Below are 14,114 nucleotides of genomic sequence, written 5' to 3'. Positions count from 1 at the left end.
CCGCGTTGACCTCCAGGCGTCCGATCTCCACCTGGATCACTGGTTCCGAACGTTGCGGGGCGGGTTGGCGGGAGGTGCGGGCACTTGCTCGGGCTGCCGCGGAGGTGAGGCGGGTGCGCGGCTGCTCGGACGGGAGCGGGGCAGCCGCGACCCGCAATACGCCGGGAGTGCTCGGCTGCGGTGCTTGTTGCTCGGGCTCGGTTCGTTGTGGTTGCTGGGGTTTCGCCGGTTCTCCGGGGATCAGGATCCGTTCCGCAGATGGGGGAGCGGGTGCCTGTGGAACTGCGGTCCGGGCCGGTGTGGCTGGTCGGGGAGGCTCTGGTGGTGGTTGTTCGGTGTGCACGAAGGTGATTCGGTCGGTGGTGTGCACCTCGCGTTCCACCCGCAGCAGTTCAGCGGGCGGCGCCGGGGTCGGTGCCGCTGCGGGCGGGAGGAGGGTTTCGGCTTGCTCCTGCGGGTCGGTGCGCAGCGCGTCGATCCGTTCGAAGGGGCCTGGGAGGCGGGGGCGCAGCACTGCGCGGGTCGTCGGGGCCAGGAGGCGGTCGAAGTGGTCAGGCATCAGCGCACAACTCCAGGTAGTAGCGGCGCCGAAGCGGGCTGAGCGCCAGGATCGACGGCTCGGTCCACCCGTAGGCGGAGGCCAGCAGGTGCACGTCCAGCAGCACGTCGCGGGCCCAGGCGTCCAGCTCCGACCACAGGTACGTGGCGATGTCCAGGGCGCTCGGCGTGGTGTGCCCGCACTCCGGGCACGACACGCTCAAGGTCAGCTCCGCCGCCGGGTCGGCTTGCTCGGCGAGCTCGGCCATCCGCCGCTGCACCCGCTCCGGCAGCACCTCGCACCCGACCGGCTCCCCGTCGTGCACCGCGGAGAGCGTGCAGCGCGAGAGCAACCGCAGCCGGCGCTCCTCGGCGGTTCCACCGGCCGCGGCCACCTCCAGGTCGGCCACCGTGGGCAGCCTGAACTCCACCAGGTAGCCGTCCTCGCTCACCTGGAGCTCGCGTTCGGACGGGTGCTCGGCGAGCCCGTCGACGTCCAGGTCGAACTCCATCGCCTCCGCGCAGGCCGAGCACTCGACGAGCACCTGCAGCCGCTCCCCGAACAGCGCCCTGCGCAGCAGGAGCAGATCCGCCGCCCGCGCACCGACCGGCGACGAGCGCAACTCCTCGTCGGCCGACCCCGGCCGGGCCGCGCGGTGCAGCAGCAGCGCGCGGCCCCCGTGGTGCAGCGGCAGACCGGCTTCCCAGACCGCCAGGAGCTGCCCGGGCTCCGTGGTGACCATCTCAGGCCGGGTTGGTGAAGGCCGGCTCGACCGGTTCGGCCACCTCGTAATCTCGTTCCCAGCCCTCGCACTCGAGCTTCAGGCTCTGGATGGCCACCGCGTTGGCGTTGGCGTCCATCTCGCCCAGCACCTGGTACTCGCTGGGCCAGGTCCGGTAGAGCTTGTGCGACACCGCGACCTGACCGGCCTCGTTGAGGACCTGGATGACGATGTCCTTGCGGAAGTCGGCCAGCGACACCTCCGCGCCCAGCCCGGCGCCGACCTGCCACACCTTGTTCGCCCAGCGGTCGAACTCCGGGTCGTGCGTGACACCGCGCTCCAGCGTGATGCCCTCGAACTCCGAGCGCCCCGGCGCCTTGCGCGGCGAGCTCGGATCGCCGCCGTGCCGGTGCTTGACCACCTCGGTGGTGCGCTTCAGCGGGCTGATCTTGCTGATCCCGGCGACCGTCCGGCCGTCCCACAGCACCAGGAACTTGAAGTTCTTGTACGGGTCGAAGCGGTGCGCGTTGATCTGGAACTCGGCCATGCTCACACCTCCGGTTGACCGGTGAGCTGCTGGATCGTCACGATCACGAATTCGGCAGGTTTGACCGGAGCGATCCCGACCACGACGTTGACCACGCCGCGCTCGGTGTCGGCCTCGGTGGTGGTCTCGGAGTCGCACTTGACGAAGTACGCCTCGCGCGGCGTCCGGCCCCGGAACGCGCCCTGCCGGAACAACGTGTGCAGGTACCCGGAGGCGCTGAGCCGGATCTGCTGCCACAGCTGGTCGTCGTTCGGCTCGAACACCACCCACTGCAGCCCGCGCCGCAGGCTCTCCTCCACGTGCAGCGCCAGCCGCCGCACCGGCAGGTACTTCCACTCGCTGTCGGCCGAGTCCGCCCCGGCCAGCGTCCGCGAACCCCACACCAGCGGCCCGACCACCGGGAACGTCCGCAGGCAGTTCACCCCGAGCGGGTTGAGCAGCCCGTTCTCCCGGTCCGAGAGCTGCACCGAAAGCGACTGCACACCGCGCACTTTCGCCTCGGTGCCCGCCGGAGCCTTCCACACCCCGCGCTCTCCGTCGGTCCGCGCGATGATCCCGGCGACGGCCCCGCACGGCGGGTAGGCGCGCAGCCGCCCGGTCAGCGGGTCGGCCGCCTGCAGGTGCGGGTAGAACAGGCCCGCGTGATCGCTGCGCACCGGCTCGAACGCCGAGATCCCGGCCCGGACCGAGTCCACGCCGCCCCACGCGGACGGGGCGTCCACCAGCTGGAAGATCCGGCGCTCCCGGCACAGCCGGTCGGCGGCGGCGATCACCGCGACAGCGTCCTCAGTGGACTCGTAGTCGGAGAGCTCCGGCAGCGCGAGGAGGTTGACGTCGTGCACGTCGCGCAGCGCCTGGATCCCGGTCTTGGCCGCTTCGGAGCCGATGAGGTCGCGCGGCCCCGGCGGATCGCCGTCCGCGCCACCGCACAGCGCGAAGACCGGCGGGTTGACCTTCTCGTCGAGGCCGAGATCACCCGCGCAGTCCCCGCTGAAGCGCACCTCGTCGGCGGGATCGGTGGAACCGGCGATGATCTGCAGGCGGTTGCCGAAGGGAACGACCTCCGCACCGGCGAACGCCCGCTTGCCCGGGGCGTCCGGCAGCGCGCGCAGCTTGCGCTCCAGCAGCAGCGCCAGCTCGACCAGCGTGGTCGGCGCTTCGCCGTCCTGATCCGGGTCGTGCAGCGTGAAATCGCGCTCGACGTCGCCGATGCAGACGGTCAGTTCGACGGCCAGGTCGGGGAACTCGCCGTCGAACTCCCCGGACACGGTGCCGGAAGCGGCCGGACGGCCCTCGTCGAGAGCCTCGGCGTGGATCAGCGAGGAGCCGGAGTTGACCACGGTCTCGACGAACCGGCCGTGGCCGCGGTCCATCGACAGCCCGGTGAACACCTCCCGCGCCCGGTTCTTGACGTCGGAGACCTGCAGGTTGAAGGTCTCGTCGGGTGTCGAGGTGTTGTAGTCCACGGTGACGTGCAGCCCGTTGCCCCACACGCCGGGCTCTTTCGCGCGCACCGCCAGCACCGGGCAGTCGCCGTCCTGCTCGTCCGGGAGCTGCACGCAGGCCGCCTCGCCGGAACCGCGTTTGGCGGCGCGCACGATGACCGCGATGCGCCCGCCGTTGCCGAAGAACTGGTGCACGGCGTAACCGACTGCGCTGTTGGGCGTCAGCCCGCCGAAGTGGTGCTCGAAATCGGCGAAGCTGGTGATGCGGACCGGGGTGTTGAGCGGTCCTCGCTTGGTGTGTCCCACGAACGCGGTCACCGAGGTGGTGACGGTGGTGATGGTGCGCGCGCTGCTGGGGATCTCCTCGACGTAGACACCTGGATAGGTCGTGATCGTCGGCATGCCCCTCCAATCCCTAAGGATGCCTGAACGCATGCGGCATCAAGGGGAAGGGACGCGCGTTTGTGGACGCGGCAGCCCGCGCGCACGAACGGGGTGCGGATCCATCCTCCCCCAGTGCGGTGCAGAACCGTTGCGGCCCTGCGCTCTTGCACGCGATGAGCCGAGCCCGGGCCCCCTGCCCGGCAGCGCTCGCGCTGAGCTCGGTGCGCGACGCCGAGTGTTGTGATCTCGGGACGACAGGTCAAGCGAAAACCACGAATGGACTAGACCGAACCCGATTCTGTCCGGAAGGCGCCACCCCGCGTATCCGGAATCGCCGGATGATCATTGCCCGGCAACAGTTTTCGATCATGAGGCGATCGGCTCGCACCCGGCAACCGCTGGCCGAGCCGCGGGCCGAATCCCGAGGGCTGTCACGAACACGTGCTCGGCGTCGTCTTCCCCGCAGCCGCCGAGGGCCTGGACCCTGACGCCGCCGTCGGAATCGGCTAGAAGTAGGATTAGTTATACAAGTTATACTTCTCGGAGCTAGGGAGAGTGCTCGTGGCCGGTAGTGGAGGGCGGGCGGCCCTCGGCCGCATGGCGGAACGCCGTGTGGAGATCGACGGGTTCGTCACCAACTACGGCGAGGGCCCGGACAACGGGCCGCCGCTGGTCCTGGTGCACGGGCAGGGCTCCCAGTGGGAGGACCACGCGAAGGTCCTCCCCGAGCTGGTCCAGCGCTACCACGTCTACGCCGTCGACGTCGCCGGTCACGGTCAGTCGGGGCGGCTCGGCGCGCAGGACTACACCAACGCGAACGTCGGCGCGCTGCTCGCGGCGTTCCTCGACGTGGTGGTGCGCGAGCCGGCTGTCGTGTCCGGGCATTCATCGGGTGCTCTGCTGGCGCTGTGGCTGGCCGCGAACCGCCCCGAGCTGGTCCGGGGACTGCTGCTGGAGGATCCGCCGCTGTTCTCCTCGATCCCACCGCGGGCCGAGCGCACGACCGGCGGCATGCTGCCGCGGCTGGCCGTCGAGCACCTCCGCGCCAAGCCCGCCGAGAGCTTCCAGCGGTACTACGTCGAGCACAGCGAGTACTTCGCCTTCTTCGGGCCGCTCGCCCGCGGCATCGTCCGGTACTCGCTGCGGTGGATCGACAACAACCCGGGCCGGCCGCTGCGGATCTTCTTCCTGCCCTGGTTGGTGAACGTCTACTTCGAAGGGCTCGTGAACTACGACCCGGTGTTCGGCACCGCCTTCGACAGCGGCCACTGGTACGACGGGTTCGACACCGCCGCGGCCCTCGCCGCCGTCGAGGCCCCGACCACGCTGATCCACACGAACTGGTGGTTCAAGCGCAACGGCACCTACTACGACGAGCGGGACGTCCTGATGGCCGCGATGGACGGCGCGGACAAGGACCGCGCGATGGAGCTGCTCCGCGACCCGGAACTGGTCGAGATCGCGTGCGGCCACCTCGTCCACGTCGAGCGCGCGAAGGAGTACCTCGCCGCGCTCGCCGCGCTGTCGGAGCGGGTGGGCGTGCCCGGTCGGAGCTGAACGTCCTCTTCGGATCCGGGGCCGATCGCGGTCCCGGATTCGCTGCTCGACAACCTTCGTGCACTCGAGGACAACAGCGACGCCTCGCCCAGCGGTTAGCGTGCTCCGGGTCACCAGGACCTGATCGAGCGAGGAGTCGAACGTGCCCGGAAAGGCCGCTGGCCGGCAGAAGCTGAAGTACGTCGACGCGATCGCCCAGTCGGTGGGCTTCCTCGGTCCGGTCTTCTCCGCCTCGATCCTGCTGATCCTGCTCGTCGACGGCGCCTCCGGGAAGTCGGCCGGTGCCGCGGCACCGCTGTCGGTGCTGCTGGCCACCGCGGGCGTGCTCGCCCTCGGCTGGATCGTCGCGCAGTTCGCCAAGCGCATCCACACCGCGGGATCGCTGTACAGCTACGTCACCGCCGGGCTCGGCGTGCGGATCGGGGGAGCGACCGGGCTCGTCTACTACCTGGGCGTGCTCATGCTGGGTTCCGCGCTCGGGGTGTACATCGGCGGATACCTGCACGACACCTTGCGCACCGAGTTCGGCACCGGACTGCTGCCGGTCTGGTGCTGGCAGGTCGTGATGCTGACGCTCGCCGTCTCCATCGCCTACATCGGCGTGCACATCTCGATCAAGGCGCAGCTGGTGCTGGCCCTGGTGTCGATGCTGGTGCTGGTCGGGTTCTTCGTGTTCCTGATCGTGCACGCGGGCCCGGCGAACAGCGCGGTGGCCTTCACCCCGGCCGCCTCGCCGGACGGCTGGAGCGGTGTCCTGTTCGGCGTGCTGTACGGCGTCCTGCTGTTCACCGGGTTCGAGGCCGCGGCGAACCTCGCCGAGGAGACCGAGGACCCGGGCCGCAACATCCCGCGAGCGGTCATCACCTCGGTCGTCATCGCGGCCGCCTTCTTCCTGCTCGCGACCTACTCCCAGGTCGCGGCGCTCTCCTTCGACCTGCGCGAGATCCAGGCGGCCATCGGCAGCGGGCAGTCCCCGCTGGTGTTCCTCGGCGGGCCCGGCGACGGGTTCGGTTCGGTGGCGTTGCGCCGGGTGCTGGAGCTGGTCGTCCTGCTCGACATGGTCGCCGTCTACCTCGGGGTGGTGGTCTCGGCCAGCCGCGGCATCAGCGCGATCTCCCGGGACGGCTGGCTGCCGAAGCGGCTCGCGGTGACGAGTGCGCGGCGGGGCACGCCTGCCGCGGCCATCGGTGTCGTCACGATCTTCGTGCTGGCCTGGATCGTGGTCTCCAACGTCGCCGCGCGGCCGTTCGGGGACGGGCCGGGTTACTTCGCGACGTTCCACTGGGTCACCACGTTCGGCGGCTTCACCCTGATGGTGGTGTACCTGCTGCTGTCGCTGGGAGCCGTTCGCGGACTGCGGGGGCACCGCCGCCCGGCCTCGGTCTGGGTGGCCAGCACCGTCGGCGCGGTGCTCACCGGCGGTGCGATCTTCGGTTCCCTCTACGGGGTTCCCGCACCGACGGTCTGGGCCCCCTGCAGCTCGCTGATCGTCTTCGCCGTCGTCCTCGCAGTCACGGCCGCCCGCCGGCGACCCGCGGCCGGCTGATTCAGGACGCGGATTCCGCGGCCGTCCCGAAGGTCTCCTGCGCGGCGTTGAACGCGTCCGGGTCGACGCCGAACGGGCCGCTGAACGGTTGCAGCAGCGCGAACGACATGTAGACGGTGAACCCGAGGGTCGCCGTGAGCACCGCCATCACCGCGACGTTGGCCGGGCGCATGCTCAGCCCGATCAGCAGCGGGAAGACGATCATCAGCACGGCGCCGAGAACGCTGGCCACCAGCAGCACGATGTTGAAGCTCTGGTCGTCGGTCGCGATGGTGACCCGCTCCTGGCGGTTCTCGGTGATCTGGCGGATGTCCTGCAGCGACTGCTCGCGGGAGGTCTTGAGCGCCTCGCTGTCCACCGGCAGCGCCAGCACCTGCGCGCGCAGCTCGCCCAGCAGCCGCTCGGCCTCCGGGTCGGCCGCGCCGGCGTCGTGGGCGAGCCACTCGTGGTCGGCGACCCTGGTGGTGTAGTCGGAGATCGTCGACTGGATGGCACCGGCGTGCGGCTGCGGGGCGATGCTGGCCTGCCAGTAGACGTCGATGAGCGCGTTGGTCTCGTGCTGCGAGGCCTTCTCGATGTCGTCGCCGTTCTGCCAGGCGAACACGATGTAGAAGGCGAGCACCACGGTGAACAGGGCGGCCAGCACGCCGCCGACGAAGGACTGCGAATCCGAATCCGATTCACCGGATGCGGCCGCCTTGCGGCGGGCGTTCAGCACGGTGAACCCGGCGACGGCGACGGTCAGCAGGGCGATCGCCAGCAGGCTGATGAGGATCACGACGGTAGGTCCTAACGAACGCGTGGGAGGACGAGGCGCCAGGCGCCCGAGAACCGGAGCGCGGCCAGGGGCGAAGGTACCGGTGAGATCGGCGGATTCCCTTGAATCGGGATCGATTCCGCTCAATCGGGTGGTCTTGAGAAATCCGAACCGGACATCGCTGGTCCACGCGAAGCTACTCTGACCGGGTGAAAGGGGTCTTTCCCCAGCAGGTCAACGTCATTCTCGAGTCCATTGTGGACGAAACTTCACGGTGGGCGGAGCCGAAATCAGGCCGTGCTACGTTCTGCGTCGATCACGTGACGGACCGTGATCCTGTCTTCGGGTATATGCCGAAAACACTGACTACAGAGGGGGATCTGCAGTCGTGCGCACCTTGACGGGCGCGCGTTCATCGAGCTTGCTGGTGTGCGCGCTGCTGCTGCTCGCACCGTGGCTCGTGGCCGCGCACGGGCCGGCCGAGCATGACCGGAACGCCGCATCGGCGACGGTCGGTGGTGTCCTCGTTCCCGGTGTCAACTCGATCGCCGAGCTGAGGATTCCTCACGAATTCCGGAGTGTGACCGCAGAGCTCGAGTGGGGCGACGACGCGATGGGCTGGTGCCGCTTCGTCCCGGGCGTGTGGCCGGCCGACCCCGCGATGGCTCTGCACGTGGGCTCGGAGCGGATCGTGGCCGAGCGCATCACCCGGGACGAGCACGGCAACGCCACCGCGCACGCCGACGTGTCGGATCGCTTGCCCGGCATCCTCGCCGCCGACGGGCGCACCGTCGTGGTCCGGGGCGTGGCTCCCGGATCCGGTGAGCCCTGCTGGGGAAAGTGGCGGCTGCGTGTGAGCTGGCACGCGGCACTGGAGGTCCGCACCAGCGCGCAGCCGTCCGCCGCGCACCCCGGTGACCGGATCACCCAGCACGCGGTCATCACCAACACCGGCGGCGTCGCGCTGACTCGGATCGAAGCCGAGCTCGGCACCGGCCCGTGCCGTCGCAGCGTCGACCGGCTGGAGCCGGGGCGCAGCACGGAGGTTTCGTGTGACGGTGCCGTGCCGGAGGACGGCGGGTTGACTGCACGCGTTCGAGGCACGACTCCGGAGGGACGCCGAGTGGCGGCGGAGGCGACCGGGCACGTCGAGATCCTGCAGGAGGCGCAGATCGCGCTGTCCATCGGTGACATCGCGCTCACCGAGGGCGCCGATGCTGCGCTGGTTCCGGTGATGGTGCACAACCCGTCCTCGGTGCCGCTGCAGGATGTCGTGGTCACCGGTCGACCGGCTTCGTGCGGGCGTGAGATCGGTGAGCTCGCGCCCGGGCGGACGATCACCTACACCTGCCGCGTGGGAGCCGGTGAGCGGGTCGATCTCACGGTCACCGCTACCGCGGCTTCCGGTGGTGCGGTGGCGGATTCCGCCCAAGCGGTACGTGCCACGGCACATGCGGTGGCTCCTGTCGCCCCGACCTTGCCCGGGGTGGAGACGGAAGTGCCACCGCCCGGGGTTCCGGAGCTGGCGGAGACCAGTGGCGTGCGGGAAGCGCCAGCGAGAGCAGCCGGGATCATCGCGGTTCTCGGTGTGCTCGTGATGACCGTCAGCGTGGGTGCGCTGTCCTCGGCCACTCGCATCGGTCGTTGACCGGTGGGCGAAACCCGCGCTGCGCAAGAGAAAACGAACATCGATGAAAGGAAGTCAAACATGAGCCTGTCCCGTTCCGTTCCGGTGCTGCTGGCCGTGAGTGCGCTTGCGATGGGCCTGTCCGCGGGCACCGCGGCAGCCGCTGGTGGCGATGTCGTCGTCTTCGAGACGGAGGTGCAGCAGCTGACGACCTACACCTCTCCGGAGGGCTGCCACAAGCTCCCGATGGCCGCGCACGTGCTGGTGAACAACACCGACAAGCCGGTGCAGATCTACGGCGACCCGTTCTGCCTGACGCCGTCCCTCACCGTTGCGCCCGGCTACGGCTCGCACGTCGCTCCCGGTAGCGGGAGCTTCTCGGCGTGACCCGGCGAGCAGCAGCAATGGCATCGACTCATCCGCTGGAGACCCGCGTTGTCGCTTGATCTCGTCGTCGTAGGACTCGGCTACGTCGGGCTGCCGCTGGCGGTCCGGGCGGCCGAGGCCGGTCTGGCCACGGCCGGGCTCGACATCTCCGATGTGGTGGTGGAGGGGCTCAACGCCGGCCGCTCGCACGTCGGGGACGTCTCCAGCGAGGCGGTCGCAGAGCTCCTCGCGAGCGGGTTCCGGGCAGGCAGCGATCCTGCGGTGATCGGCGCTGCGGACACCGTGGTGATCTGCGTGCCCACCGGGTTGTCCGCCGACGGGGAACCCGATCTCGCGGCGGTGCGCTCTGCGGCGTGCGCGGTGGCTGATCACCTGCGGCCGGGAATGCTGGTGGTGCTGGAGTCCACCTCGTACCCGGGTACCACGGAGGAGACGGTCCTGCCGTTGCTGGAGGAGCGCAGCGGGCTGGCGGTGGGTTCCGACTTCCACCTGGTGTTCTCACCGGAGCGGATCGATCCCGGCAACGCTTCGTTCGGGGTGCGCAACACGCCGAAGGTAGTCGGTGGTGTCACGCCGCTGTGCGCGAAGTACGGCGCGACGTTCTACGGCCGGTTCGTGGATTCGGTGGTGGTGGCGCACGGCACCCGGGAGGCGGAGCTGGCGAAGCTGCTGGAGAACACCTACCGCTACGTCAACATCGCTCTGGTCAACGAAGTCGCGCAGTTCTGCGATCAGGTGAACATCGACGTGTGGGACGTGTTGCGCTGCGCTGGGACCAAGCCGTTCGGCTACGTTCCCTTCGACCCGGGCCCCGGAGTCGGCGGGCACTGCATCCCGATCGACCCGCTGTACCTGGCGAGCAAGGCTCGCGAGGAGGGCTTCACCTTCGACGTGCTGAGCGCGGCGCGCGAGGTGAACGACCGGATGCCGCGGTACATCGTCGACCGAGCCGAAGAGCTGCTGCAGGAGAAGCCGATCCGTGGTTCCCGGGTGCTGCTGCTCGGAGTGACCTACAAGCGCGACGTCGCCGACACCCGGGAGTCCCCGGCGTTCCCGGTGGCGCGCGAGCTGCGCAGGCGGGGCGCGGAGGTGCTGTTCCACGACCCGCACGTGGATTCGTTCGCCGTGGACGGATCCGACATGACCAAAGTGGACGATATTGGCGCCGGGTTCGTCTCGGCGGACCTGGCGATCCTGTTACAGGCGCACGGGGAGTACGACACCCGAACGCTGTCCAGGGCTGCGTGCCCGTTGCTGGACACCCGCGGTGTGGTCGCGGGTGAGCAAGTGGCTCGGATGTGAGCCGACAACTCAGACCTGCGCGGGAGACGGAAGTCCCCGCGTTGGGGGCGGGAAGCCCTTCCCGTCCTGCTTTCCCCAGTGGTAATAGAGAAATGGGAGTGTGACCAATGGCCAACGCCATCGCCACCGAGCGGCTGCGCAAGCGCTTCGCCAAGTGGGACGCCGACGGCAGCGGAAGCCTGGAGCGGTCCGACTTCGTGCAGGAGGCCGCGGAGATCGCTCAGGCGTTCGGCAAGAGCGTGACCAGCTCGGAGGCCCGTGCGCTGACCGAGGCGTTCACCTCGATGTTCGAGCAGGTCGCCAAGGGTGCCGGCTCGCTGAGCGAGGAGCAGTTCGTCGCGGCGGCCGGCCCGCTCGTCGAGGCTGGTGCCGAGACCAAGTTCGACCAGGTGCTCCGTCCGGTCGTGAAGGGCGTCGTCGGTCTCTGCGACCAGAACCACGACGGCCAGATCAACGGCGAGGAGTTCGCGACCTGGCTGATCGCGGTCGGTGTGGATGAGTCGAAGACCTCCACCCTGTTCGAGCAGGTCGACAAGGACGGCAACGGTGAGCTGTCCGTCGACGAGCTGCTGAACGTGGTGCGCGACTTCCACTACGGCAAGTCCGACGTCGAGCTGCTCGGCTGAGCAGTGTTGTGAGTTGAATGGCCGGTGGCGTCGTGTCGCCGGCCATTCACCTTTGAGCTTTGCCCGTGTTCGTTCTGTGTCGATGGGTTCTTGGTTGATCAGCTGTGGTCGACTTGTGCTTTCTCGTCGTGCGCGGGGTGGAGTGTTCGTGGATTCCCTGGCGTTGGGGTTTTGGTCGTCAGGGAATCCACGCGTCTTGGGGCGCGTCCTGTTTCTGTTGTTGAGTTTTCAAGGTGCGCGGTACTTTTGTCTGTTGTGTTGTGGTGGGGGTCATCCCCGTGGTTTGTGGGATTGTGGGGGCTGTGGTCCGGATGTCAAGCCCGGCCTGGCGGCCGCCCCTTCGGGGTTTCAGGCTTGACATCCGGACCACAGCCCCGTTTTGGCTCTATGTCACGGGGATGACCCGGTATGGAACGGACCCCGGGCCGTGCAGGCGGGTCGCGGGGCGTGGGTGGTGGGGGCTTTGCGGGGTTGGGTGGTGGTGTGTTCCGGCGCCGACAGGTGGTGTGCGGGGTTGGTGTGCGGTGCGGGCTGGCGGTTGATCGGGGTGTGGCGACGGGGCCTGGTGGTGGCCGTTTCGTGCTGGGTGATGGTTTGGTTCGTCATCAGTGGGTTCCTTTCTTGTGGGGGTTGTTTGGTTTCTGGGTGTGGTGCTGGTGTGTTGGTGGTGGGTTGATGTCGCCTGGCGGCGTGTAGCTTTCGGTTGGCCGGTTGGCCGGTTGGCCGGTTGGCCGGTTGGCCGGTTGGCCGGTTGTTCGGTTGTTCGGTTGGTGGGCAGGGTGGGGTGCCCCGCCCTGTCTCGGGTGGGGTCAGCGTGTGTTCGCTAGCGGTCTGCCCGCTGGCGGTCTGCCCTCCGGTGGTGGTTTCAGGAAGCCGAGGGCATGGCGGTGTGTGGCGGGTTGGGCTTTCCCGCCAGGTCGGGGTGTGCGTGTCGGATCGATGTTTGTCGGTGGGGTGAACATCGGGCGACCACGCTGGAGTTCGATGTTCCAGTGGTGGTTGTGGATGGTGCGGTGGTGGTGAGCGCACAGCATCACCATGTTCTCCACACTTGTCGGGCCACCATCAACCCAGTGCACGATGTGGTGGGCTTGGGGTGTTCCGGCCGGGTGGTCGCATTCCGGGAACGCGCACACCCCGTCCCTCGCGAGCAGCGCCGCGCGGATGTGGGTCGGTGCGGTGCGCTGTGAGGTTCCGACATCCAGGGGGAGGCTGTCCCCGCCCATAACCATCGGGAGGACGTCGCAGTCGCAGGCGATCCTGCGGATGGTCTGGGGGCTGAGGTACTGGCCGGTGCTCTCCAGCATTCCCGCACTACCCACAGCCAGGATCTCGCCATCGTTGTTGGTGGACACCGGGAGCTGGTTTTTGAGGTCGGTGTAGTCGATGGTGATGGTCAGGTGGGGTTTCTGGCCTCCGGTGCGGGGCATGCCGTCGGTGTCGAGGACGAGGTCGAGGAGGGTGGACAGGCCGTCGGCGTTGCGCTGTCCGACCGTGCGCGGGTCCTTGACCCCATCGGTTTCCGGGCGCGGCGCGGCCAACGGCCGCAGGGCCGTGACGAACTTCGCGCCGGTTTCGCGGTCCAGCCGGGCTTTGATGACGAGCATTCCGTCGCGGGCGGTGGCGTAGTGCAACTCGCGCGATTCGAACTGGGCCTGCTCGTCGGCCACAGCGCCGTCGGCGTCGATCATGTAGCGGATCCGGTCGGCGAGTTTGGCGAGGTCGCGGGGGCATTGGCGGCAGGCGTTTTCCACCAGCAGTCGCTCGATTTCGGCCGCGCGGTGCTGGGTGTGTTCGGGCAGCCTGGTCAGGCAGCGGGAGATTACCCGTGCGTGTTCCAGGCTGATCACGCCCTCTGCCAGGGCTTCCCCGGTCACCGGGAGGGCAGCGGTGGTGGGCTCTGCGGTGGTGCCCGGACCAGCGTCATCGCCAACGGCCGGGGCCGTGGCGGTGGCGATGCGGACCCGGGTGGTGGCGTCCTGGCCGTCGATGTTGAGCAGGGACTTCAACCATGCTTGGGTGGAACGCGCGCCCTGCACTGCGTGGAGGCGTCGGCGGTCGGCTTCGGCGATCAGCCGGAGCTGTTCCATTCGGGCTTGGCGGATCTGTTGTTCCACTTGGCCGATCCGGGCCGTGAGTTCGGCATCGGTCAGGGAGTCAACCGCAGGCGTCCACGGCCCTCCCGGCGTGGGCGCATCCCACGCGGGCAGGGCGGACACGATCACGCCCGCGCCAGCGGCGGGGGTCGTGTCCTGGGTGGTCATCAGCGGTGTCATGCATCAATTCTCTCAGCAATCGAACGAGAATTCGAGCACATAATCGTCCCACAAACGGGTGATCACAACACCCACCAAACACGAAATCCCTTACCCAGAACCAAAAACCGCCGACATCAGACGGGTATTCGTCGGCGTGTCGTTGGCATGCGGCCAAACGTGAACATGAAAACCACGATTGTCCTATGAGGACTAAATGGGACATCTCAGCAACGGCAGGCTTGGCCGGTTGACAGTCAGACCTCGGGAGCCACGCCGCCAGCCCGCAGAGCACAGCAACCAGGCACTCGAACCACCGGCGACGAAGCAGCCCACCACCTAACGCTGCAAGGCCCCGACCACCCACGACCGGCGAGCTACCTGCACGCTACGGGGTCCGTTCCATACCGGGTCATCCCCGT

General features: G+C 68.7%; 11 protein-coding genes. 6 read left to right on the top strand and 5 right to left on the bottom strand.

Translation table 11 applies throughout. From position 1 onward, the window contains the following. Positions 1-551 precede the first annotated feature (551 nt). The 3 genes from OU416_RS07505 to OU416_RS07495 are packed head-to-tail and all read right to left on the bottom strand — an operon-like array spanning position 552 to position 3,653. Positions 552-1,280, bottom strand: coding sequence for a T4 family baseplate hub assembly chaperone (locus OU416_RS07505; RefSeq protein WP_270926109.1), 729 nt, complete (start codon positions 1,278-1,280; stop codon positions 552-554). A 1-nt stretch (position 1,281) separates the two neighbouring features. Then, entirely contained in the window at positions 1,282-1,806 is a 525-nt protein-coding gene (locus OU416_RS07500; RefSeq protein ID WP_270926108.1) for a phage tail protein, read from the bottom strand. A gap of 2 nt (positions 1,807-1,808) precedes the next feature. After that, positions 1,809-3,653: a phage tail sheath family protein gene (locus OU416_RS07495; RefSeq protein ID WP_270926107.1), complete on the bottom strand. Its 1,845-nt coding sequence runs from the start codon at positions 3,651-3,653 to the stop codon at positions 1,809-1,811. 579 nt (positions 3,654-4,232) lie between these two features. On the opposite strand from OU416_RS07495, the gene OU416_RS07490 reads away from it, so the two are divergent. Together OU416_RS07490 and OU416_RS07485 are read left to right on the top strand one after the other, a co-directional pair. Then, positions 4,233-5,192, top strand: a complete 960-nt coding sequence (locus OU416_RS07490; RefSeq protein ID WP_270926106.1) for an alpha/beta hydrolase — start codon at positions 4,233-4,235, stop codon at positions 5,190-5,192. A 142-nt stretch (positions 5,193-5,334) separates the two neighbouring features. Then, entirely contained in the window at positions 5,335-6,738 is a 1,404-nt protein-coding gene (locus OU416_RS07485; RefSeq protein ID WP_270926105.1) for an APC family permease, read from the top strand. 1 nt (position 6,739) lies between these two features. Here the strand turns inward: OU416_RS07485 and OU416_RS07480 are convergent, their stop codons facing one another. Further along, positions 6,740-7,516, bottom strand: coding sequence for a bestrophin-like domain (locus OU416_RS07480; RefSeq protein WP_270926104.1), 777 nt, complete (start codon positions 7,514-7,516; stop codon positions 6,740-6,742). A gap of 367 nt (positions 7,517-7,883) precedes the next feature. On the opposite strand from OU416_RS07480, the gene OU416_RS07475 reads away from it, so the two are divergent. From OU416_RS07475 to OU416_RS07460, 4 genes are all read left to right on the top strand, one after another. After that, positions 7,884-9,143 (top strand): COG1361 family protein, encoded by a 1,260-nt coding sequence (locus tag OU416_RS07475; RefSeq protein ID WP_270926103.1) that lies wholly within the window; start codon positions 7,884-7,886, stop codon positions 9,141-9,143. A 60-nt stretch (positions 9,144-9,203) separates the two neighbouring features. Continuing rightward, a complete protein-coding gene (locus tag OU416_RS07470) occupies positions 9,204-9,509 on the top strand; it encodes a hypothetical protein (RefSeq protein ID WP_270926102.1) in 306 nt (101 codons plus the stop codon). A gap of 48 nt (positions 9,510-9,557) precedes the next feature. Next, on the top strand, positions 9,558-10,811 hold the full coding sequence (locus OU416_RS07465) for a nucleotide sugar dehydrogenase (protein ID WP_270926101.1): 1,254 nt from the start codon (positions 9,558-9,560) through the stop codon (positions 10,809-10,811). A gap of 107 nt (positions 10,812-10,918) precedes the next feature. After that, the gene (locus OU416_RS07460; RefSeq protein WP_270926100.1) at positions 10,919-11,437 is read left to right on the top strand and encodes an EF-hand domain-containing protein; all 519 of its coding nucleotides are present in this window, start codon (positions 10,919-10,921) and stop codon (positions 11,435-11,437) included. An 809-nt stretch (positions 11,438-12,246) separates the two neighbouring features. Here OU416_RS07460 and OU416_RS07455 read toward each other — a convergent pair. Beyond that, positions 12,247-13,713 (bottom strand): HNH endonuclease signature motif containing protein, encoded by a 1,467-nt coding sequence (locus OU416_RS07455; RefSeq protein WP_270926099.1) that lies wholly within the window; start codon positions 13,711-13,713, stop codon positions 12,247-12,249. Between the last annotated feature and the right edge of the window lie 401 nt (positions 13,714-14,114).

Source organism: Saccharopolyspora indica, assembly GCF_027853965.1.
Taxonomy (GTDB): domain Bacteria; phylum Actinomycetota; class Actinomycetes; order Mycobacteriales; family Pseudonocardiaceae; genus Saccharopolyspora; species Saccharopolyspora indica.
The sequence above is the reverse complement of the archived record's forward strand: the minus strand, read 5'-3'. Positions and strand labels throughout refer to the sequence as shown.